At 64.1% G+C, this 20,778-nt stretch carries 22 protein-coding genes and 1 pseudogene; 12 read left to right on the top strand and 11 right to left on the bottom strand.

Annotation, left to right across the window (positions count from 1 at the left end; translation table 11 throughout):
* The first annotated feature begins 1 nt into the window (after position 1).
* Genes thiO through ATY78_RS16345 form a run of 6 tightly spaced genes read left to right on the top strand, consistent with a single transcriptional unit; the run spans position 2 to position 3,185 of the window.
* Positions 2-982, top strand: a complete 981-nt coding sequence (gene thiO / locus ATY78_RS16370; protein WP_088683369.1) for a glycine oxidase ThiO — start codon at positions 2-4, stop codon at positions 980-982.
* The gene (thiS, locus tag ATY78_RS16365; RefSeq protein WP_088683368.1) at positions 973-1,170 is read left to right on the top strand and encodes a sulfur carrier protein ThiS; all 198 of its coding nucleotides are present in this window, start codon (positions 973-975) and stop codon (positions 1,168-1,170) included. The genes thiO and thiS overlap by 10 nt, the downstream gene beginning before the upstream one ends.
* A 1-nt stretch (position 1,171) precedes the next feature.
* Positions 1,172-1,945: a thiazole synthase gene (locus tag ATY78_RS16360; protein ID WP_088683367.1), complete on the top strand. Its 774-nt coding sequence runs from the start codon at positions 1,172-1,174 to the stop codon at positions 1,943-1,945.
* A complete protein-coding gene (locus ATY78_RS16355) occupies positions 1,942-2,556 on the top strand; it encodes a thiamine phosphate synthase (RefSeq protein WP_088683366.1) in 615 nt (204 codons plus the stop codon). Before ATY78_RS16360 ends, ATY78_RS16355 begins: the two co-directional genes overlap by 4 nt.
* A gap of 60 nt (positions 2,557-2,616) precedes the next feature.
* Positions 2,617-2,856: a type II toxin-antitoxin system ParD family antitoxin gene (locus ATY78_RS16350; RefSeq protein WP_088683365.1), complete on the top strand. Its 240-nt coding sequence runs from the start codon at positions 2,617-2,619 to the stop codon at positions 2,854-2,856.
* Positions 2,853-3,185 carry a type II toxin-antitoxin system RelE/ParE family toxin gene (locus ATY78_RS16345; RefSeq protein WP_088683364.1) on the top strand — a complete coding sequence of 111 codons (333 nt, stop codon included), beginning with the start codon at positions 2,853-2,855 and terminating at the stop codon, positions 3,183-3,185. The genes ATY78_RS16350 and ATY78_RS16345 overlap by 4 nt, the downstream gene beginning before the upstream one ends.
* A 115-nt stretch (positions 3,186-3,300) precedes the next feature.
* On the opposite strand, the gene lpdA is transcribed toward ATY78_RS16345, so the two are convergent.
* The 7 genes from lpdA to ATY78_RS16310 all read right to left on the bottom strand — a co-directional run bounded on the left by lpdA (position 3,301) and on the right by ATY78_RS16310 (position 11,361).
* Positions 3,301-4,698: a dihydrolipoyl dehydrogenase gene (gene lpdA / locus ATY78_RS16340; RefSeq protein WP_088683363.1), complete on the bottom strand. Its 1,398-nt coding sequence runs from the start codon at positions 4,696-4,698 to the stop codon at positions 3,301-3,303.
* Between the two features lie 3 nt (positions 4,699-4,701).
* A complete protein-coding gene (locus ATY78_RS16335) occupies positions 4,702-5,925 on the bottom strand; it encodes a dihydrolipoamide acetyltransferase family protein (protein WP_088683362.1) in 1,224 nt (407 codons plus the stop codon).
* Between the two features lie 3 nt (positions 5,926-5,928).
* On the bottom strand, positions 5,929-6,942 hold the full coding sequence (locus tag ATY78_RS16330) for an alpha-ketoacid dehydrogenase subunit beta (protein WP_088683361.1): 1,014 nt from the start codon (positions 6,940-6,942) through the stop codon (positions 5,929-5,931).
* A gap of 1 nt (position 6,943) precedes the next feature.
* Complete coding sequence (locus ATY78_RS16325; protein ID WP_088683360.1) at positions 6,944-8,176, bottom strand: 3-methyl-2-oxobutanoate dehydrogenase (2-methylpropanoyl-transferring) subunit alpha; 1,233 nt, start codon at positions 8,174-8,176, stop codon at positions 6,944-6,946.
* Between the two features lie 64 nt (positions 8,177-8,240).
* Positions 8,241-9,368 (bottom strand): acyl-CoA dehydrogenase family protein, encoded by a 1,128-nt coding sequence (locus ATY78_RS16320; RefSeq protein ID WP_088683359.1) that lies wholly within the window; start codon positions 9,366-9,368, stop codon positions 8,241-8,243.
* Between the two features lie 15 nt (positions 9,369-9,383).
* Positions 9,384-10,571 carry an acetyl-CoA C-acyltransferase gene (locus tag ATY78_RS16315; protein WP_088683358.1) on the bottom strand — a complete coding sequence of 396 codons (1,188 nt, stop codon included), beginning with the start codon at positions 10,569-10,571 and terminating at the stop codon, positions 9,384-9,386.
* Positions 10,572-10,593: 22 nt separating this feature from the next.
* A complete protein-coding gene (locus tag ATY78_RS16310; protein WP_088683357.1) occupies positions 10,594-11,361 on the bottom strand; it encodes an SDR family NAD(P)-dependent oxidoreductase in 768 nt (255 codons plus the stop codon).
* An 83-nt stretch (positions 11,362-11,444) separates the two neighbouring features.
* Between ATY78_RS16310 and ATY78_RS16305 the strand changes: the two genes are divergently transcribed.
* Positions 11,445-12,509, top strand: coding sequence for an AraC family transcriptional regulator (locus tag ATY78_RS16305; RefSeq protein WP_088683356.1), 1,065 nt, complete (start codon positions 11,445-11,447; stop codon positions 12,507-12,509).
* Positions 12,510-12,730: 221 nt separating this feature from the next.
* On the opposite strand, the gene ATY78_RS16300 is transcribed toward ATY78_RS16305, so the two are convergent.
* Positions 12,731-12,991 (bottom strand): type II toxin-antitoxin system Phd/YefM family antitoxin, encoded by a 261-nt coding sequence (locus ATY78_RS16300; protein ID WP_088683355.1) that lies wholly within the window; start codon positions 12,989-12,991, stop codon positions 12,731-12,733.
* 138 nt (positions 12,992-13,129) lie between these two features.
* Between ATY78_RS16300 and ATY78_RS16295 the strand changes: the two genes are divergently transcribed.
* The 5 genes from ATY78_RS16295 to ATY78_RS16275 are packed head-to-tail and all read left to right on the top strand — an operon-like array spanning position 13,130 to position 19,053.
* A complete protein-coding gene (locus ATY78_RS16295) occupies positions 13,130-14,275 on the top strand; it encodes an isovaleryl-CoA dehydrogenase (RefSeq protein WP_088683354.1) in 1,146 nt (381 codons plus the stop codon).
* Positions 14,272-15,882, top strand: a complete 1,611-nt coding sequence (locus tag ATY78_RS16290) for a carboxyl transferase domain-containing protein (RefSeq protein ID WP_088683353.1) — start codon at positions 14,272-14,274, stop codon at positions 15,880-15,882. Before ATY78_RS16295 ends, ATY78_RS16290 begins: the two co-directional genes overlap by 4 nt.
* A gap of 8 nt (positions 15,883-15,890) precedes the next feature.
* Positions 15,891-17,756, top strand: a complete 1,866-nt coding sequence (locus ATY78_RS16285; RefSeq protein WP_088683352.1) for an acetyl/propionyl/methylcrotonyl-CoA carboxylase subunit alpha — start codon at positions 15,891-15,893, stop codon at positions 17,754-17,756.
* Positions 17,756-18,208, top strand: a complete 453-nt coding sequence (locus tag ATY78_RS16280) for a MaoC family dehydratase (protein ID WP_088683351.1) — start codon at positions 17,756-17,758, stop codon at positions 18,206-18,208. Before ATY78_RS16285 ends, ATY78_RS16280 begins: the two co-directional genes overlap by 1 nt.
* Positions 18,205-19,053, top strand: coding sequence for a CoA ester lyase (locus ATY78_RS16275; RefSeq protein WP_088683350.1), 849 nt, complete (start codon positions 18,205-18,207; stop codon positions 19,051-19,053). Before ATY78_RS16280 ends, ATY78_RS16275 begins: the two co-directional genes overlap by 4 nt.
* 1 nt (position 19,054) lies before the next feature.
* Here the strand turns inward: ATY78_RS16275 and ATY78_RS16270 are convergent.
* From ATY78_RS16270 to ATY78_RS16260, 3 genes and pseudogenes are all read right to left on the bottom strand, one after another.
* Positions 19,055-19,150: pseudogene (locus ATY78_RS16270) on the bottom strand (BA14K family protein); the annotation flags it as partial.
* A 241-nt stretch (positions 19,151-19,391) separates the two neighbouring features.
* Entirely contained in the window at positions 19,392-19,748 is a 357-nt protein-coding gene (locus tag ATY78_RS16265) for a hypothetical protein (RefSeq protein ID WP_190237473.1), read from the bottom strand.
* Positions 19,749-19,825: 77 nt separating this feature from the next.
* Positions 19,826-20,665 carry a DUF3313 domain-containing protein gene (locus ATY78_RS16260; protein WP_088683348.1) on the bottom strand — a complete coding sequence of 280 codons (840 nt, stop codon included), beginning with the start codon at positions 20,663-20,665 and terminating at the stop codon, positions 19,826-19,828.
* Between the last annotated feature and the right edge of the window lie 113 nt (positions 20,666-20,778).

Here is a 20,778-nt window from a genome sequence, read left to right as displayed (position 1 = left end):
GATGCGCGTCCTCGTGAAAGGGGCCGGCGTCGCCGGCCTCGTCGTCGCCCATGAACTGCACGCCCGTGGCGCCGAGGTGAAGGTCGTCGATCCCCACGTAAATTTCGATCACGCAGCATCCTGGCTGGCTGGCGGCATGCTGGCCCCCTGGTGCGAGCGGGAAAGCGCCGACGAGGCCGTGCTCCGGCTTGGCGTGCAGGCCGCCGACCGCTGGGATGCGATCCTGCCCGGCGAGGTCATCCGCAACGGCACGCTGGTGGTCGCGCCGGCGCGCGACTATGTCGAGCTGAAACGCTTTGCCGGCCGGACGAGCGGTTATCGATGGGTGGAAGAGGAAGACATCGCCTTGCTCGAGCCGGCCCTTGCCGGCCGGTTCCGCCATGGCCTGTTCTTCCCGGAGGAAGCGCATCTCGATCCCAGGCAGGCATTGGGCGCGCTGAAAGAAAAGCTGGCGGCACAGGGCGTCGTCTTTGCAGCCGACGATGCGGAGGATGGCGATTTCTCCGATATCATCGATTGTACGGGCGCCGCACGCATCGGACAGATTGACGATCTGCGCGGCGTACGCGGCGAAATGCTCTATCTGCATACCGACGAAATAGAGCTGTCACGGCCCGTCCGCCTGCTTCATCCCCGCATCCCGGTCTATGTCGTGCCTCGCGGCGGCGGCCTCTTCATGGTCGGCGCGACCATGATCGAGACCGATTTCGGCGGGCCGATCACCGCCCGCTCGTTGATGGAATTGCTGAATGCGGCTTACACGCTGCATCCAGCCTTCGCTGACGCTGCTCTCGTCGAAACCGGCGCCGGCATTCGTCCGGCTTTTCCCGACAATCTTCCGCGGGTCCTGCGGCAAGGCAATGCCGTGGTCCTCAACGGCCTTTATCGTCATGGATTTCTCCTGGCGCCTGCAATGGCGGCACAAGCCGCGGATCTCGTCTTTTCCGAACGAACGAAGCAAAGGAGCTCCCAATGCGTCTGATCATCAATGGCGAACCCCAGACCACAGCCGCAACCACCCTTTCGCAGCTGCTGATCGCCCTCGAATACGAAGGCGAATGGCTGGCGACCGCGGTCAACGGCGAACTCGTTCCTCGCGAAGACCGCGACGATCACGCTCTTAACGACAATGACAGGATCGAAATCCTGACCCCGATGCAAGGAGGCTGACATGCTTGATCTTTACGGAAACCAGATCGGATCGCGGCTTCTTCTCGGCACCGCGCGTTACCCCTCCCCGGCGGTGCTGGCCGAGGCCGTCAAGCGATCCGGAACGGACATCGTCACGGTGTCGCTGCGGCGTGAAACGGCCGGCGGGCGCAACGGCGGCGCATTTTTCGAGATGATCCGCGCGCTCGGCGTGCGCGTGCTCCCGAATACGGCCGGCTGCCATGGCGTCTCCGAGGCGGTGCTGACGGCCAAGATGGCGCGCGAGGTGTTTCAGACCAATTGGATCAAGCTCGAGGTGATCGGCAATCACGACACACTGCAGCCTGACGTCTTTGCGCTCGTGGAGGCCGCACGCATCCTCGGCAGTGAAGGCTTCGAGGTCTTTCCCTATACGACGGACGATCTGGTCGTGGCCGAGCGTTTGCTGGAGGCGGGATGCAAGGTGCTGATGCCCTGGTGCGCGCCGATCGGAACGGCGGCGGGGCCGCTCAACCTTTCTGCCCTTCGCACCATGCGCGCGCATTTTCCCGATGTGCCGCTGATCGTCGACGCAGGGATCGGGCGGCCGTCGCATGCGACGATCGTGATGGAACTGGGGTTCGATGCGGTCCTGCTCAACACCGCGGTTGCCGGCGCGGGCGATCCCGCCGCCATGGCGGAAGCCTTTGCCAAGGCGATCGATGCCGGCAGGCAGGCATTCGGCGCCGGCATGCTGGAGCCGCGCGATATGGCGGTTCCCTCGACGCCGGTCATCGGAAAGGCGGTTTTCGCATGACGCTCGATCCCTTCTACCTGATCGTCGACAGCGCCGCCTGGATCGAAAGGCTGGTTCCGCTTGGCGTCAAACTCGTGCAACTGCGTGTCAAGGAGCGAGCGCTGCCTGACATACGCGCGGACATACGCGTGGCAAAAGCCGTCTGCGAGGCGCATGGATGCCAGCTGATCGTCAATGACCACTGGCGGCTTGCGATCGAGGAAGGCTGCGATTTCATCCATCTCGGCCAGGAGGATCTGGCCGCCGCCGATCTTGCCGCCATCCGCAGGGCCGGCCTGAAACTGGGCCTTTCCACGCATGACGAGGCGGAACTGGAAGTCGCGCTTGCGGCCCGCCCGGACTATATCGCGCTCGGGCCGATCTATCCCACCATCCTCAAGGCCATGCCCTGGGCGCCGCAAGGCCTTGAGCGCCTGCGCGACTGGAAGAGCCGCATCGGCCCGCTACCGCTCGTCGCCATCGGCGGGCTGAACGTGGAACGGATCGGCGGCGTGTTCGAAAACGGGGCCGACAGCGCTGCCGTCGTCACCGACATCACACGCAATTCCGATCCCGAGCGACGAACGCTCGAGTGGATTGCAACAACCCGCACATTTTGCCGAGAGGGGTGAAGAAGGATCGGCAGACTTCGCGCCTTGCCAAATTTTGTCATAGTGGCTAACTTACTCTCTATGAGCACCATGAATATCTCGTTGCCCGACAGCCTGAAACACTTCGTCGATCAGCAGGTCGCCGGACGAGGTTATGGTACGAGCAGCGAGTATGTACGCGAGCTCATCCGTCGCGATAAAGAACGGCAGCACTTGCGCGATCTCCTGCTTGAAGGTGCGTCATCTGAAATGACAGAGCGGGTTGATGCCAACTATTTCAACAGCTTGCGTGACCGCGCCTTGAAACAAAGCTCCAAGTGACTGCCAAGTCTGTTATCCCCCGCCAATCGGCTCGTGAGGACGCTGAGAGTGCTGTGGATTACTATGCTCGCGAGGCGGGCGCCCAAGTCGCGGTAGACTTCGTTGATGCGCTGCAATCGACATATGCTTTGCTCGCCGAGCATCCTGCGTCGGGTTCTTTGCGCCAGGCATACGAACTTGGCCTGCCCGATCTGCGCAGTATAAAGCTAAGGGACTTTCCCTATATCGTCTTCTATCTCGAGCAGGCCGATCATGTCGATGTATGGCGTATCCTCCACGACAAGCAAGATATCCCGGCATGGCTCCAAGAGTCCGGAACATCCAACTAATCCGGCACCCGCATGTTATGCTCAAACGGCTGTCGCCGATAAGAGCGCGGCATCAACCTACCTATCCTGAAGATCGTCCGGTCCATAAACCTGGCTGGAAAACCGGCCGTCCATGTTAGATGTGCAAGGCGCTTCCCAATGCCTTCGCCGCTGCCTCCATGATCGCTTCGCTGCGGGTCGGATGCGCGTGGATGGTGCCGGCGATGTCTTCCAGGCGCGCGCCCATCTCGATCGCCAGAGCAAACGCGGCCGAAAGTTCGGAGACCCCTGCCCCCACCGCCTGCAGGCCGAGAACGAGATTGGTGTCGGCGCGGGCCACGACGCGGACGAAGCCCTCTTCCGACAGCATTGTCATCGCCCGCCCGTTGGCGCTGAACGGAAACTGACCGGTGCGGATCTCATAGCCCTGCGCCCGCGCCTCCGCGGACGAGAGGCCGGCGCTGACGATCTCGGGGTCGGTGAAGCAGATGGCGGGAATGCAGCGCTTGTCCCAGGCCCGCTTCTTGCCCGCAATGATTTCCGCCACCATCTCCCCTTGCGCCATGGCGCGATGAGCCAGCATCGGCTCGCCGGTCACGTCGCCGATCGCATAAATGCCGCGCATCGAGGTGCGGCAACGATCGTCGATCCTGAGATAAGGGCCGGCGCGGTCGAGATCGAGCTCTTCGAGACCGGAGCCCGCCGTGCGCGGGCGGCGGCCGACGGTGACGAGGATGCGGTCCGCCGGCAGGGTCTCTCGCCGGCCATCCGAGGTTTCGACGATCAATGCCTCGCCATCGTCGGCAAGCCCCATCGCCTTCGCCCCTGTCAGCACCCGGATGCCGCTCTCGGTCAGCTTGCGCATGACGGGACGCACCAGCTCGGCATCATAGAGCGGCAGCACCTGCGGCGTCGCCTCGACGACGGTCACGTCAGATCCCATCTTGGAAAAGGCAGTACCGAGTTCCAAGCCGATATAGCCGCCACCAACCACGACGAGCTTCTTCGGCAGTTCCGTCAGCGACAGCGCCTCCGTCGAGGAAATGACCCGGCCACCGAAAGGCAGGTCGGCGAGTTCCACCGGATCGGAGCCGGTGGCGATGACTACCGTTTCGGCGCGGATGATCTGCTGGCCGGTCTCGGTCTCCACCTCCACCGTCTTGCCGTCACGGAAGCGGGCCTGGCCGTGGACGATCTTGACCCGCGCCTTCTGCAACAATCCCGAGACGCCGCCCGTCAACCTGCCGACGATGCCGTCCTTCCAGGCGATCGTCCTTCGCAAATCAAGTGAAGCGCCTTCGATACGGATGCCCATCGGGTTCTTGCCGGCAAGCATCTTCTGCGTGGCGTCGAATTCCTCGGCCGCATGGATCAGCGCCTTGGAGGGAATGCAGCCGACCGTCAGGCAGGTGCCGCCCGGCTTTCCGGCCTCGACGATGACGGTATCGATGCCGAGCTGTCCGGCGCGGATGGCGCAGACATAGCCGCCCGGGCCGGCGCCGATGACGAGGAGCTTGCAGACAATCTCTTTCATGGGTCAGCCTTCGATGAAGATGAGCGCCGGTGTTTCGAGGAGCGTGCGGATGCGCTGGACGAAGGTCGCCGCATCCCAGCCGTCGATGATGCGATGATCGAAACTGGAGGAGAGGTTCATCATCTTGCGCGGCACGAATTGCGTCCCGTCCCAGACCGGTCGTGTGGCGATCTTGTTGACGCCGATGATCGCCACCTCGGGGTGATTGATGACAGGTGTCGAGACGATCCCGCCAAGGGCGCCGAGCGAGCTGATGGTGATGGTGGAGCCTGAAAGCTCGTCGCGCGTCGCCGTGCCCGAGCGCGCCGCTTCAGCCAGCCGCGCCATCTCGGCGGCGCAATCCCATATGCCGCGCGCTTCCGCATGGCGCACGACAGGCACGGTGAGGCCGGCCGGCGTCTGCGTGGCGATGCCGATATGGACGGCACTATAACGCGTGATGATGCCGGCATCGTCGTCGAAAGTGGCGTTGACCTCCGGCTGCCCGGCGATGGCTTTGACCAGCGCCCGCATCAGGAAGGGCAGAACCGTCAGCTTCGGGTGGCCTGCCCTGCGGTCACCGTTCATGGTGGCGCGCAGCTCCTCGAGCGCGGTCATATCCACTTCCTCGACATAGGTGATGTGGGGGATGCGCGAGGTGGACAGCACCATCTTTTCGGCGATGCGGCGGCGCAGGCCGGTGAGCTTGATCTCCTCCGTCGCCGTCTTCCTGGCAAGACCGTTCTTTGCCGCGGCAGGAGCGCTCCCTTGGGCCAGAAACTGCTCGATATCCTCGCGGAGGATGCGCCCGGCCGGTCCTGTCCCCTGCACTTGCCTCAGATCGACGCCGCTTTCCCTGGCGAAGAGCCGCACCGAGGGCGCGGCGAGCGGCTTTTCGGCGGGCTGCGCGGCAGGAGGCGGCGGCGCGGGCTTTGCCGTTTCGACCTTGGCCGGTTCGGCAATCGGCGCCTGCGAGATCTGCATCGGCTGAGCCTCGCCCACATCTCCAGCGGTCTCGATCCGCACCAGCGGCGCCTTGACGGCAATACGGTCTCCGACCTCGCCGGCAAGCCAGATGACCGTGCCGTTGACGGGAGAGGGAATTTCGACGGTCGCCTTGTCGGTCATCACGGCGGCGATCACCATGTCCTCGCGGACAGGATCTCCCGGCTTCACATGCCATTCGACAAGCTCGGCCTCGGCGACCCCTTCACCGACATCGGGCATCTTGATGATGAATTCGCCCATGGCTCAGGCCTCCATGACTTCGGCGAGCGCCCGCCCGACCCGGCCTGGACCGGGAAAATAGTCCCACTCCTGCGCATGCGGATAGGGCGTGTCCCAGCCAGCGACGCGCACAACAGGCGCTTCGAGATGATAGAAGCAATGTTCCTGCACCAGCGACACGACTTCGGCGCCGAAGCCCGACGTCAAGGTCGCCTCATGCACGACGACGCAGCGCCCGGTCTTGGTGACCGATCTGACGATCGTATCGAGATCGAGCGGCAGCAGGCTTCTCAAATCGATCACCTCGGCATCGATGCCGGCATCCTCGGCCGCGGCGAGCGCCACATGCACCATGGTGCCATAGGCGATCACTGTCACCGCCGATCCCGTGCGCCGCACCTCGGCCTTGCCGATCGGAATGGTATAATGGCCGTCGGGCACCTCGCCGAGGTCGTGTTTCGACCAGGGCGTCACCGGCCGCTCGTGATGGCCGTCGAAGGGGCCGTTATAGAGCCGCTTCGGCTCCAGGAACATGACGGGATCGGGGTCCTCGATCGCCGCGATCAGCAGGCCCTTGGCGTCATAGGGATTAGACGGCACGATCACCTTCAGCCCGCAGACATGGGTGAAGAGCGCTTCCGGGCTCTGGCTGTGCGTCTGGCCGCCGAAGATGCCGCCGCCTGTCGGCATGCGCACGACGATCGGGCAGGTGAAATCGCCGTTGGACCGGTAGCGGATGCGCGCCGCCTCCTGCGTCAGCTGGTCATAGGCCGGGTACATGTAATCGGCGAACTGGATTTCGACGCAGGGTTTGAGCCCGTAGGCCGCCATGCCGATCGCCGTACCGACGATACCGGATTCGCTGATCGGCGTATCGAAGCAGCGCGTTCTGCCGTATTTCGCCTGCAGGCCCTGCGTCGAGCGGAAGACGCCGCCGAAATAGCCGACATCCTCGCCGAAGACCACGACATTGTCGTCGCGCGCCATCGAGACGTCCATGGCGCTGCGCACGGCCTCGATCATCGTCATCCTGGCCATGTCAGTACCCCGCCTTCTGCCGCTGGCGGCGAATATGCGGCGGCATCTCGGCATAGACGCCTTCGAAAATGTCGCGCACCGAAGGCTTGCCGCCGGCATGCAGCGTGCCGTGCGTCTCCGCCTGGCGCTGCGCTTCGATCACCTCGTCCATGATTTCGGCTTCCGCCTGCACATGCCGCTCCTCCGACCAGACGCCCTTGACGATCAGATGTTTCTTCAGCCGTAGCACGGGATCGCCGAGCGGCCAGGCTTCCGATTCCGTTTTCGGCCGATAGGCGCTCGGATCGTCGGAGGTCGAATGCGCGCCGACGCGGTAGGTGACATGTTCGATCAGCGTCGGCCCGAGATTGCGCCGGGCGCGCTCGGCCGCCCAGCGGGCGACGGCATGGACGGCGAGATAATCGTTGCCGTCGACCCGCAGCGCCGGAATGCCGAAACCGAGGCCGCGGGCGGCGAACGTGCCGGAGCCGCCGCGGGCAATGCCCTGGAAGGTGGAGATCGCCCACTGATTGTTGACGATGTTGAGGATGACGGGCGCCTTGTAGGTCGAGGCGAAGACGAGCGCCGAATGGAAATCGGATTCCGCCGTCGATCCGTCGCCGATCCAGGCCGCGGCAATGCGGCTGTCGTTCTTGATCGCCGAAGCCATCGCCCAGCCGACGGCCTGCACATACTGGGTGGCGAGATTACCCGAGATGGTGAAGAAGCCGTGTTCCTTGGAGGAATACATGATCGGCAGCTGCCGGCCATGCAGCGGATCGCTCTCGTTCGAGTAGATCTGGTTCATCATCTCGACCATCGGGTAGTCGTCGGCGATCAAAAGGCCTGCCTGGCGATAGGTCGGGAAATTCATGTCGCCTTTGTTGAGCGCCTTGCGGAAGGCACAGCTGACGGCCTCTTCGCCGAGATGCTGCATGTAGAAGGAGGTCTTGCCCTGGCGCTGCGCCATCAGCATGCGGGCATCGAAGGCGCGCAGCTTCATCATGTTGCGAAGCCCGGTCAGCAGTTCCTCATCGGAGAGCGACCCGGCCCAGGGACCGACCGCCTCGCCATCACGGTTCAAGACGCGGATGATCGAATAGGCGAGATCGCGGATATCCTCGGATGCGACATCCACCTCCGGCCGCGGCACGGAACCGGCCTTGGCGATCTTGACGTTGGAAAAATCGGGCTGGCCGCCCGGGCGGACGGCGGGTTCGGGGACGTGCAGGCTCAAACGAGCGGAATCCACCATGTTTTTTCTTTCCTCCCTTTGCCGGCCGTGCTCCCCTCCCCGGAAGCAGGGCCGGATGTGGTTCTTATAGATTGCGGGCGATCACCATGCGCTGCACGTCGCTCGTCCCCTCGTAGATCTGGCAGATGCGCACATCGCGATAGATCCGCTCGACCGGATAATCGGCCATGTAGCCGTAACCCCCATGGATCTGGATCGCGTCCGAGCAGACACGTTCGGCCATCTCCGAAGCAAAGAGCTTCGCCATCGAGGCTTCCGAAAGGCAGGGCAGCCCCGCCTCCCGAAGAGAAGCCGCATGAAAGACGAGCTGGCGCGCCGCCTCGATCTGCACCGCCATATCGGCAAGACGGAAGGCAACGGCCTGATGCTCGAAAATCGGCTTGCCGAAGGCAGTACGCTCCTTGGCATAGTCCCGCGCCGCCTCGAAGGCTGCGCGCGCCATGCCGACGGCCTGCGCGGCGATGCCGATCCGCCCGCCCTCGAGATTGGCGAGCGCAATGCGATAACCTTCGCCTTCGGCACCGAGCCTCAATTCCGCAGGAATGCGCATGGCGTTGAAGGCGATCTGGCAGGTATCGGTGGAATGCAATCCGAGCTTTTCCTCGACCCGGATCACCTCGTAACCCGGCGTCTCCGTCGGCACGATGAAGGCGGTGATGCCCTTCTTGCCGGCGTCGGGATCGGTGACGGCGAAGACGATGATGACGTCGCCGTTCTTGCCCGAGGTGATGAACTGCTTGGCACCGTCGATCACGTAATGATCGCCGTCGCGCCGCGCCCTTGTCTTCAGGTTCGAGGCGTCGGAACCGGCCTGCGGTTCGGTGAGCGCAAAGCCGCCGATCCATTCGCCGCTTGCGAGTTTCGGCAGGAAGCGCTGCCGCTGCTCCTCGGTGCCGAATTTCAGGATCGGCACGCAGCCGACAGAGCTGTGCACGCTCATGATCGTCGAACACGGCCCATCGCCGGCGGCAATTTCCTCGAGTACCGCGGCATAGGCGACCACACCGGTATCCGAGCCGCCATAGGCTTCCGGCACCAGCATGCCGAGGAGCCCGAGTTCGCCCATCTCCTTCAGCTCCTCGCGCGGGAAGAGATGCTCCCGGTCGCGCTTGGCCGCCCCCGGCGCCAAGCGGTCGCGGGCAAAGTCGCGGGCGAGATCCGAGATCTGCTGCTGGAGTTCGGAAAGGATCATCTATTTGCCTCCCCGCTAATGCCGCTCGATAGCGACGGCCGTCGCCTCGCCGCCGCCGATGCAGAGCGCGGCCATGCCGCGCTTCAGATCGTAACGCTCCAATGCTGAAAGCAGCGTCACCAGAATGCGGGCGCCCGATGCGCCGATCGGATGGCCGAGCGCGCAGGCGCCGCCATGCACGTTCACCTTTTCATGCGGCAGGTCGAGATCGCGCATTGCCGCCATGGCGACGACGGCGAAAGCCTCGTTGATTTCGAAGAGGTCGACATCCGCAAGCGCCAGGCCGGTCCGGTCGGAGAGTTTCTGCAGCGCGCCGATCGGCGCGGTAGCGAAAAGGTTGGGCGCCTGCGAATGGGTGGCATGGCCAAGGATGGTGGCGAGCGATGTCAGGCCGCGACGCTCCGCCTCGGAACGGCGCATCAGAACGAGGGCTGCCGCGCCATCGGAGATCGAGCTGGAATTGGCGGCCGTCACCGTGCCGCCATCGCGAAAGGCGGGCTTCAGCGTCGGGATCTTGTCGAGCTTGGCCTTACCCGGCTGTTCGTCGCGGCTTGCGACCTGCTCTGTCTTGCCCGATCTGACTGTCACCGGCACGATCTCGCTGTCGAAACAGCCTTCCGCGATCGCCTTCTGCGCCCGCGTCAGAGAGGCGATGGCGTAGTTGTCCTGCGCTTCGCGCGTGAATTGATAGGCCTCGGCGCAATCCTCCGCGAAGCTGCCCATCAAGCGCCCCTTGTCATAAGCATCCTCCAACCCGTCGACGAACATGTGATCCACGACGCGCCCATGGCCGAGTCTGTAGCCGCCACGGGCCTTGTCAAGGAGATAGGGCGCATTCGTCATGCTTTCCATGCCGCCCGCGACAGCGATCGAAACGCTGCCCGCGGCGATCTGGTCATGCGCCATCATGACCGCCTTCATGCCCGAGCCGCACATCTTGTTGACGGTGCTGGCGCCGGTCGCGAAGAGGAGGCCCGCATGGATCGCCGCCTGGCGCGCCGGAGCCTGCCCCTGCCCCGCCGGCAACACACAGCCGAAGACGACCTCCTCGATCGCCTCGGCTTCGACGCGGCTGCGCTCAAGTGCTGCGCGGATCGCCGCCGCTCCGAGTTCCGGTGCAGTCGCCTCCTTCAACTCTCCCTGGAAACTGCCGATCGGCGTGCGCGCCGCACCGACGATGACGATTGGGTCCTGCAATGCCATCTTTCCTCCTTGGGCGTCACGCTCAACGCGCGCCCATCCGCAATGCGCCGTCGAGGCGAATGACCTCGCCGTTCAGCATGTTGTTTTCAACGATATGGCGCACCAGTCCGGCAAATTCCGCCGGCCGGCCAAGCCGCGGCGGAAAGGGCACGCTCTGGCCGAGGGCTGTCTGAACCTCGGCCGGCATGCCCGCCATCATCGGCGTTTCGAAAATGCCGGGCGCGATCGACACGACGCGAATGCCGTGACGGGCAAGCTCGCGGGCGATCGGCAAGGTCATCGCCGCCACCCCGCCCTTGGAAGCGGCATAGGCCGCCTGGCCGATCTGGCCGTCGAAGGCGGCGACCGAGGCCGTGTTGACGATCACGCCGCGTTCGCCTTCAGCATCCGGCGCCGCGTTCTGGATCGCGGCAGCGGCAAGCCGGATCATGTTGAACGTGCCGATGAGATTGATGCCGATGGTGCGCGCGAAACTCTCCAGCCGGTGTGGTCCGTCGCGGCCGATCACCTTTTCGGCCGGAGCGATGCCTGCGCAATTGACCAGCCCGCGCAAGGCGCCGAAGGCTTCGGCTGCCGCGGCGACCACCGCCGATCCATCGGCGCCATCGGCGACATCTGCCTTGACGAAACGGGCATCACTACCGAATTCCCGCGCGATCGCCTCGCCCGCTTCGACGTTGAGATCGGCGATCGTCACACGCCCGCCGGCCTCGACCAGCATGCGCGCCGTCGCCGCTCCGAGCCCGGAACCGCCGCCGGTGACGATGAAACTTGCCCCACGGATCAGCATGAATCTGTTCCTCCCTGCCGGCCGCGTCCTCCTCCGAGCGCCACCGACGCCCACGATTCTATTCGTTCCACCTATTGCAAGCGATGACAAAACTGCTCCATTATTTCGGCCAGTTTTGCCATAGAGGGGATGGGATGGCCGAGATCGAACGACGCATGATCGCACCTGCTTTCGTCGAGGAGGCGCTCGACAGCCTGCGGCGGCTCGGCAAGCCGACGGCGCCGATCCTCGCCCGCGTGGGTCTGCCGGCCGTCGACCAGCCGGTTTCGGCGGAAACCTATGGCGCGCTCTGGCTGGCGATCGCCGCCGAGCTTGACGACGAATTCTTCGGCATGGGCGGCCGGCCGATGCGCAGCGGCAGTTTCACGCTGCTCTGCCATTGCGTGCTGCATGCGCCGACGCTCGGTCAGGCGCTGCGCCGGGCGCTGCGCTTCCTCGATGTCGTGCTCGACGATCCCCGGGGACGGCTCGTCATCCGCGACGGACTGGCGGAGGTCGAACTCAGGGATGCGGACAGCCCGCGCTCGGCCTTCGCCTACCGCACCTACTGGATCATCCTGCACGGCATCACCTGCTGGCTGGTCGGCCGCCGCATCCCGATCCGACTCGTGGATTTCCGCTGCGCCGAGCCGAAACAAGGCGCCGACTACCGGCTTTTCTTCGGCGCGCCGGTACGTTTCTCGCAGCCGATCAGCCGTCTCGGTTTCGACAGCGCCCTGCTCGACCTGCCGATTTCACGCAGCGAACAGGCGCTGAAACAATTCCTGCGCGGCGCGCCCGCCAATATTCTCGTGCGCTACCGCTACGATGCCGGCATCGCCGCCGCCGTCCGCCGGCGCTTGAACCAGGCAACGCCGGCCACGTGGCGAAGCTTCGCCGAACTCGCCGCCGACATGCGCATGCCGCCCTCGACGCTGCGCCACCGCCTGCACGACGAAGGACAAAGCTATGCCGCCATCAAGGACGACATCCGCCGCGACCTCGCCGTCGAACTGCTGCTGAATACCTCGAAAACGATCGGCGAGATCGCCGTACAGCTCGGCTATTCCGAACCCAGCGCCTTTTTTCGCGCATTTCGGAAGTGGATGGGCAAGAGTCCCGAGGCTTTCCGACGGGAGGAAGCGGGAGGACAGGGCCGCGCAGGTTAGGCGTCTTGCTCCCTCTTCTCCCCAGCGGGGAGAAGGTGGCCCGAAGGGTCGGATGAGGGGGCCACACGGCACGCCCTTGCTTGCCTTCGCTTACGCTAGCGCATTCGCAGCTCTGCTGCTCACCCCCTCATCTGCCTGCCGGCATCTTCTCCCCGCTGGGGAGAAGCGGAATCGTGGCAAACGCCGCGTACCTCCCTCCTCAGTCATGAGCAGGACGAAACTCATGGCTCATCGTCGTAGCCTTCGCCCTTTGCCAGCCGCTCAATCGCCTTACCAAACAATTCGGCATGCTCGTCAGGCATCTCCAAGGTGGCATGGGCGCGGCGCGGATCTGTGCCACTGCGCAGGCGCTCATAATGCTCAAAGCTCATCAGCACGAAACGCGGCTTATTGTGGCGGGTAAGAACGACCGGTTCGCGGCTCGCGGCATCAGTGACGTCACCGACCTGTTTGTTGAGATCACCCGTCGTAAACTGTCGCATCGAATAATGTCTCCTATATGATTTCCATATATTCCATATTTTCCATATTTTCAAGAAAATGGAGTTCTTATACCCATCATTCAACGGCACTTTGAACCTGCCGCAACCCGCGCTACATATTTCAGCGGGAGGAGTGCCATGTTTGATTTTTCGCTCGGCGAAACTGCGGACGCGATCCGCGAAACGACGGCGCGATTTGCCGCCGGTCATATTGCTCCGCTCGCCGCGGAGATCGACGAAAGCAACACGTTCGCGCGCCAGCTCTGGCCTCAGATGGGCGCGCTCGGCCTGCATGGCATCACCGTCGAGGAAGAATTCGGCGGCGCCGGCCTCGGTTATCTCGAGCATGTCGTCGCCATGGAGGAAGTCTCGCGCGCCTCGGCCTCGGTGGGCTTGAGCTACGGCGCCCATTCCAATCTCTGCGTCAACCAGATCCGCCGCTGGGCTTCGCTCGAACAGAAAAACCGCTATCTGCCGAAGCTGATATCAGGCGACCATGTCGGCTCGCTTGCCATGTCGGAGGTCGGCTCGGGCTCCGATGTCGTCTCCATGCGGTTGCGCGCCGATAAAAAGGGCGACCGCTATGTCCTCAACGGCACGAAATTCTGGATCACCAATGCACCGCATGCCGACGTGCTCGTCGTCTATGCCAAGACCGATCCGGCCGCCGGCCCGAAAGGCATTTCCGCCTTGATCATCGAAAAAGGCCTGCCCGGCTTCAGCGTCTCCAAGAAGCTTTCCAAGCTCGGCATGCGCGGCAGCGATACGGCCGAACTGGTCTTTCAGGATTGCGAGGTGCCGGCCGAGGCGCTGATGGGCCGGGAGGGCGAAGGCGTGAAAATCCTGATGTCGGGCCTCGATTACGAGCGCGCCGTGCTTGCCGCCGGCCCGCTCGGCATCATGCAGGCCTGCCTCGATGTCGTGCTGCCCTATGTGCGCGACCGCAAGCAGTTCGGCAAGGCGATCGGCGATTTCCAGCTGATGCAGGGCAAGATCGCCGACATGTACGTCGCGCTGAATTCGGCGCGCGCCTATGTCTATTCCGTGGCGCGGGCCTGCGATGCCGGCCGCGCCACGCGCACCGATGCGGCCGCCGCGATCCTCTTTGCCAGCGAGAATGCCGTGAAGGTCTCGCTCGAGGCGATCCAGGCGCTCGGCGGCGCCGGCTATACCAAGGAATGGCCGGTCGAGCGTTTCCTGCGCGACGCCAAGCTTTACGATATCGGCGCGGGCACCAATGAAATCCGCCGCTATCTGATCGGCCGGGAGCTCATCGCATCATGACGGTGATTTCGACGGCGATCGACCGCGACAGCGACAGCTTCAAAACCAATACCGCCAAGAACAGAGCGCTTATCGACGAGCTCTACGAGCGCTCGGCGAAAGCGCGCGAAGGCGGACCGCAAACGGCGCGCGAGCGCCATACCGGCAAGGGCAAGCTCCTGCCGCGCGACCGCATCCAGCTGCTGCTCGATGCCGGCAGTCCCTTCCTGGAGATCGGCGCGCTGGCGGCCAACGGCATGTACGGCGACGAGGCGCCGGGTGCGGGCATCATATCCGGTATCGGCCGTGTTTGCGGCCGCGAGGTGATGATCGTCGCCAATGACGCGACGGTGAAGGGCGGCGCCTATTTTCCGATGACGGTCAAGAAACATCTGCGGGCGCAGGAGATCGCCCTGCAGAACCGGCTGCCCTGCATCTACCTTGTCGATAGCGGCGGCGCCAATCTTCCGCATCAGGCGGAAGTCTTTCCCGACCGCGACCATTTCGGCGCGATCTTCTACAACCAGGCGCAGATGTCGGCCGAAGGCATTCCGCAGATCGCCTGCGTGATGGGAAGCTGCACGGCCGGCGGCGCCTATGTGCCCGCCATGTCCGATGAGACGGTGATCGTCCGCAATCAGGGAACGATCTTCCTCGCCGGCCCGCCGCTGGTCAAAGCCGCGACCGGCGAGATCATCTCGGCCGAAGAGCTCGGCGGCGCCGAAACCCATGGCCGCCGCTCCGGCGTCGTCGATCATGTCGCCGAGAACGACGAACATGCACTGCTCCTGGTGCGCGATATCGTCGCCAGCCTCAACAGCGTCAAATCGGTCGATATCGACATCCAGCCTCCGCGGCCACCGAAGCTAAACGTCGAAGACCTTCACGGCATCATCCCCGACGATGTGCGCTCACCCTATGACGTGCGCGAAGTCATCGGCCGGATCGTTGACGGCTCGGAACTGCACGAGTTCAAGCCGCTCTTCGGCACTACGCTCATCTGCGGCTTCGCCCGCATCTGGGGCATGCCGGTCGCCGTCATCGCCAATAATGGCGTGCTCTTTTCCGAAAGCGCGCTGAAGGGCGCGCATTTCATCGAGCTCGCCTGCCAGCGCCGCGTGCCCCTGCTCTTTCTGCAGAATATCTCCGGCTTCATGGTTGGCGGCCGCTACGAGGCCGGCGGCATCGCCAAGGATGGGGCAAAACTGGTGACGGCGGTCGCGACCGCGACCGTGCCGAAGGTCACCGTCATCATCGGCGGCAGCTTCGGCGCCGGCAATTACGGCATGTGCGGCCGCGCCTATCGCCCGCGCTTCCTCTTCACCTGGCCGAACAGCCGCATCAGCGTCATGGGCGGCGAACAGGCAGCCTCCGTGCTCGCTACCATCCGCCGCGACGCGATGGAGGCGCGCGGAGAGGACTGGCCCATTGACGACGAGGAGGCCTTCAAGGCGCCGATCCGCGCCGGCTACGAAGCGGAGGGCAATCCCTATTATGCCACCGCCCGCCTCTGGGACGACGGCATCATCGACCCGCGCCAGACGCGCGATGTGCTCGGCCTTGCCTTTTCCGCCTGCCTGAATGCGCCGATCCCTAGAGGGACGCGCTTCGGCCTGTTCCGGATGTGAGGCGCGCCATGATGGAAAGCCTTCTCATTGCCAACCGGGGCGAGATCGCCCGCCGCATCATCCGCACCGCAAAGATGCTCGGCATCCGCACGATCGCCGTCTATTCCGAGGCCGATGCCGGCCTGCCCTTCGTCAAGGAGGCCGACGAGGCAATCGCCATCGGCCCGCCGCCCGCCCGAGAGAGTTATCTCTCGCAGGAGCGCATCCTGGAGGCTGCCCGGGAAACCGGCGCTGCCGCGATCCATCCGGGCTATGGTTTCCTCTCCGAAAATGCCGAATTTGCCGAAGCGGTTGAGAAGGCCGGCATCATCTGGGTCGGCGCGCCGCCGGCCGCCATCCGGGCGATGGGGCTTAAGGACGCTGCCAAGGAACTGATGCAGGCAGCCGGCGTGCCCGTCACCCCCGGTTATCTCGGACCGGACCAAAGCGAAGAGAGGCTCTCGGCCGAGGCCGATGCCATCGGCTATCCCGTGCTCATCAAGGCCGTTGCCGGCGGTGGCGGCAAGGGCATGCGCCGTGTCGACCGGCGTGAGGATTTCGCCGAACTTCTCGCCTCCTGCCGCCGTGAGGCAGCCGCCTCCTTCGGTGACGACCGCGTCCTGATCGAACGCTATATCGCCAATCCGCGTCATATCGAGGTGCAGGTCTTCGCCGACCGGCACGGCAACTGCGTCCACCTCTTCGAGCGCGATTGCTCGCTGCAGCGCCGCCACCAGAAAGTCATAGAGGAAGCCCCTGCCCCTGGGCTCGATGCCGCGACCCGCGCTGCGATCTGCGATGCGGCGGTCAAGGCGGCAAAAGCGGTGAACTATGTCGGCGCCGGCACCATCGAATTCATCGCCGACACGTCCCAAGGCCTGCATCCCGACCGTATCTGGTTCATGGAGATGAACACGCGCCTGCAGGTGGAACATCCGGTCACTGAAGCAATCACCGGCGAGGATCTGGTACTCTGGCAGTTGAAGGTCGCGAGCGGCGAGCCGCTGCCGAAAAGCCAGGAGGAGATTTCCATGAACGGCTGGGCCTTCGAAGCCCGGCTCTATGCCGAAAATCCCGCCGCCGGTTATCTGCCCTCGACCGGCCGGCTCGAACATCTCAAACTCCCCACAACCGTCCGCATCGACAGCAGCGTCGAACGGGGCGATGAAATCACCGCCTTCTACGATCCGATGATCGCCAAGATCATCACGCATGGGCCAAACCGTGACGCCGCACTGTCGAAGCTCGCATCCGCCTGCGCCGGCATCGAGGTCTGGCCGGTCAAATCCAATGCCGGCCTTCTCGCCCGCATCGCCATCGACCCGGATTTTCGCGCCGCACGGATCGATACCGGCTTTCTCGACCGCCACGGCGAAAGCCTTGTGCCGAAGGAACCGGATGAGACGACAATCGACAAAGCGGCCACGGCACTTTCGAAGGCCGCAAATGTGGACCCCTGGTCGGCGCTGACCGGTTTTCGCATTGCTGGGCCAGGCGACAGCCGTGTGCGCGTGCGCATCGACGGTCATCTCCATTGGGGACGCGCGCGCGCCGGTCTCGAAGCAAATACCGTCGAGATGGACGAGGCGACGCTGCTTTTCGACGCCGGCAATGCCTGGCCGATCGGCCTTCCCCATGCGGGCGAGGTCGAGGCAGATCACGGCGCCGGCGACGGCGCGATCCTCTCGCCCATGCCCGGCCTCGTCATCTCTGTGGACGTCGCCGAAGGCGATCATGTCGCCAAGGGGGACCGCCTGCTGACGGTGGAAGCGATGAAGATGGAACATGCGCTACGCGCGCCCTTCGACGGCATCGTTGGGAAATTGCAGGTTTCCACGGGCCTCCGGGTTTCGGAAAACCAGCTGGTCGTCACGGTCATAAAGGAGGAGGCGTGATGGCCGGCCGCTATTTCGACGAATGGACGGTCGCCGACCACATCGCCCACGCAATCCGCCGAACCGTCACCGAGACCGACAACCTGCTGTTCACGACGCTTTCCCACAATCCGCAGCCGCTGCATCTCGATGCCGATTATGCCGCCGGCACCGAATTCGGCCGGATCGTCGTCAACGGCACATTCACCTTTGCGCTCACCGTCGGCCTTTCGGTCGGTGACACCACGCTCGGCACGCTCGTCGCCAATCTCGGCTATGACAAGGTGACGATGCCGAAGCCTGTTTTCATCGGCGATACGCTACGGGTGGAAACCGAGGTGGCGGAACTGCGCCGCTCGAACTCCCGCCCCGATGCCGGCATCGTCACATTCCGGCACGTGACCCTGAACCAGCGTGACGAGATCGTCTGCCAATGCCTGCGCACGGCGATGGTGAAGGTGAAACCGTCATGAGGCTGCGCTCGCTGCTCTTCGTGCCCGGCGACCGGCCGGAGCGCTTCGACAAAGCGCTCGCCTCCGGCGCCGACGCCGTCATTCTCGATCTGGAAGATTCCGTTGCACCCGCAAACAAGCCGAGAGCACGGGAGGCCGTGCACGAATTCGTTCTGGGTCGTGCCGACGAGAGCGCTCTGCTGATCCGCATCAATCCCCTGACTTCCCCGGAATTCGAAGGCGATCTTGCCGCACTCAGCGGCCTTCATCCCTTCGCGATCATGCTGCCGAAGGCCGAGGGTGCCGCCTCCGTGCGCAAACTCGCAGGCTCATTGACGCCGGCCGTTCCCATCTTGCCGATCGCGACGGAAACGCCGTCCGCGATCTTCGAGATCGGCAGCTACCGCGACGTCTCGGCGAACCTTTGCGGCCTGACCTGGGGCGCCGAGGATCTGCCCGCCGCGATGGGGGCTGCGACCGCGCGAAGGACGGATGGCCGTTATACCCCGCCTTACGAGCTTGCCCGCTCGCTCACCCTATTTGCAGCCCATGCCGCCGCCGTTCCGGCAATCGAAACCGTCTACCCAGATTTCCGCGATCTCAACGGTCTCAGGGCCTATGCCGGCCGCGGCCGGCGCGACGGTTTTTCCGGCATGATGGCCATCCACCCGAGCCAGATCGAGGCAATCAACCACGCCTTCACGCCTGACGCTTCCGAAATCGCCTGGGCGGAAAAGGTTGCTGCCGCCTTTGCCGCCAGGCCCGACGCCGGCGTCATCCAGCTTGACGGACGCATGCTTGACTTGCCGCATCTCAAGCTTGCGCTGCGCATTCTGGAAAGCGCCGGACAATCGGAACCGAGCTAGCTCAATTGTAGGGGGAGTAACATTGCCTCCGCGGCCCGTGATTGGGCTGAAAACTATTGTCATAGGCCGAATACGACCGATAGCGGCGCGCGCACCAATCGTAATGTCTCTCGTCATACCGGATCGAATATTCCTCTGACGGCGCAGGAGCGGGCGGCGGCATGATAATCGGTGGCGGCCCCGGAGGGCCTGGAATCAGCGGGATGGGCGGCGGGACCTGCGCCATGGCAGCCGATTGCGCGGCCAGAAGCAGGCAGATCGTGGTGAACGTCCGTAAATGTCTCATCGGTCAATCCTCATACGGTTGCAGCGCGCGCGCCTGAACGACGCACCAATCATCAACGACTGAACTTCAGATCCGGCTTGTCGCCGTCCCACCCCTGCAGTCCGCCGGGAACCGAGCGAAAGCGGAGGCATCGCGTGCCCATCTTGCCTGATATGCACATCGCGTCGTCCTTGACCGTCCATGTGACGGAGAGCGTAAACGGCATCGGGCCGCGAATGCTGCCGGTGCCGTCCTTGTTCAGGGTGAACTTGAGGGTCTTGCCATCAGGCGCCAGTGCCGACCACGGTGCTCCATCGGCGAGGATTGCCGCGGCCTTCGGCGATGGCAGGAACTGTTCCTGCTGGGAAAAAGACGGGCTCGCCGCAAGAGCTGCGACGGCCAAGGCTGCAAGTCGTAGATATGTCTTCATGTCGATGTCCTTTCATGCTGGATTTGCTGAAGTGTCTGGAGCCGCCGCCGGCTGGAGCGGCGGTCGTTATCTGGCCGCTATCGGGCTGCCGCGCCCTTGTCGCTCCAGCCTGGCGGCAGTCCGAGCTGGCCCGCGATAGCCCCCTTGATCCCGGGCGCGGGTCCGAATGCCTTGCAGGCGTCGTATTTCGGGTCGCTGCCGAGGGATGTCTTGATCGTTTGCATCAGCCGGATGGAGGGCGTTCCCCTGAACGGATCCTGCCCTTTCGTCAGCATGCGGCTGAAATCGGCGCCGAACTGAGATGAGAGGGAATAGGCGTCGCCGACTTGGGATATCCGTGCCTTTGTCGTGAGCATGTTCGCCCCGCGCGACCAGATCATGGCTGCCTGCTGCGAGCCGTCCTGACCGACAGCCTCGGCTTCCGCGGAGAGACCGCCGAGGCCGAGCGGAATCCTCGGGATCGGAACGAGCGCCACAGAAGCGCCGAGTGTTGCGACTGCGGAGGTCGCGGCAACCGCACGGTTCGTTGCGACGATGTCGGTGACTGTCGCATGGACGACGAGGTCTGCCGGCTGGTTTGAACCCACGACCTTGAAGCGGTCGCTGAGACCCATGCACAGCGACCGATCGACGGCGTTCGTCAGCAGCGCCAGGTCTTTGGGATCGAAGGAGCCGCCGGCGGCATTATCCACCGCCGTCGGAACGATGCGCACCGTCTGCGCGGCAAGAACCGCGGCCGAATTCACACGCAATCTTGCCTTCGTCAGGGAACCGCCCGACGCCGCCATTCCCGCATAGGAACCGAGCGAGGCGCCTTGCTTCAACGGCACGCTCGCGCAGGAAGAAAGCAAGGCAAGCAGGACGGCGCAGATTGCCGCCCGCGCAGGCATTTCGGATAGCTGGATGCTGAGGGTCATCGGCGAATCTTCTGAACCGGGATCGTGGATTCAGGTTTTAGCGACACCAGCGTTAATGGCCGTAAAGCGAGTGTAAAGTTGGGTAAAATATTGAATTATAAGGCCCCGCACCG

Source organism: Rhizobium sp. R635 (genome assembly GCF_002211285.1).
Lineage (GTDB): Bacteria > Pseudomonadota > Alphaproteobacteria > Rhizobiales > Rhizobiaceae > Rhizobium.
Note: the sequence above shows the minus strand (reverse complement) of the source record. Positions and strands in the feature narration are given on the sequence as shown.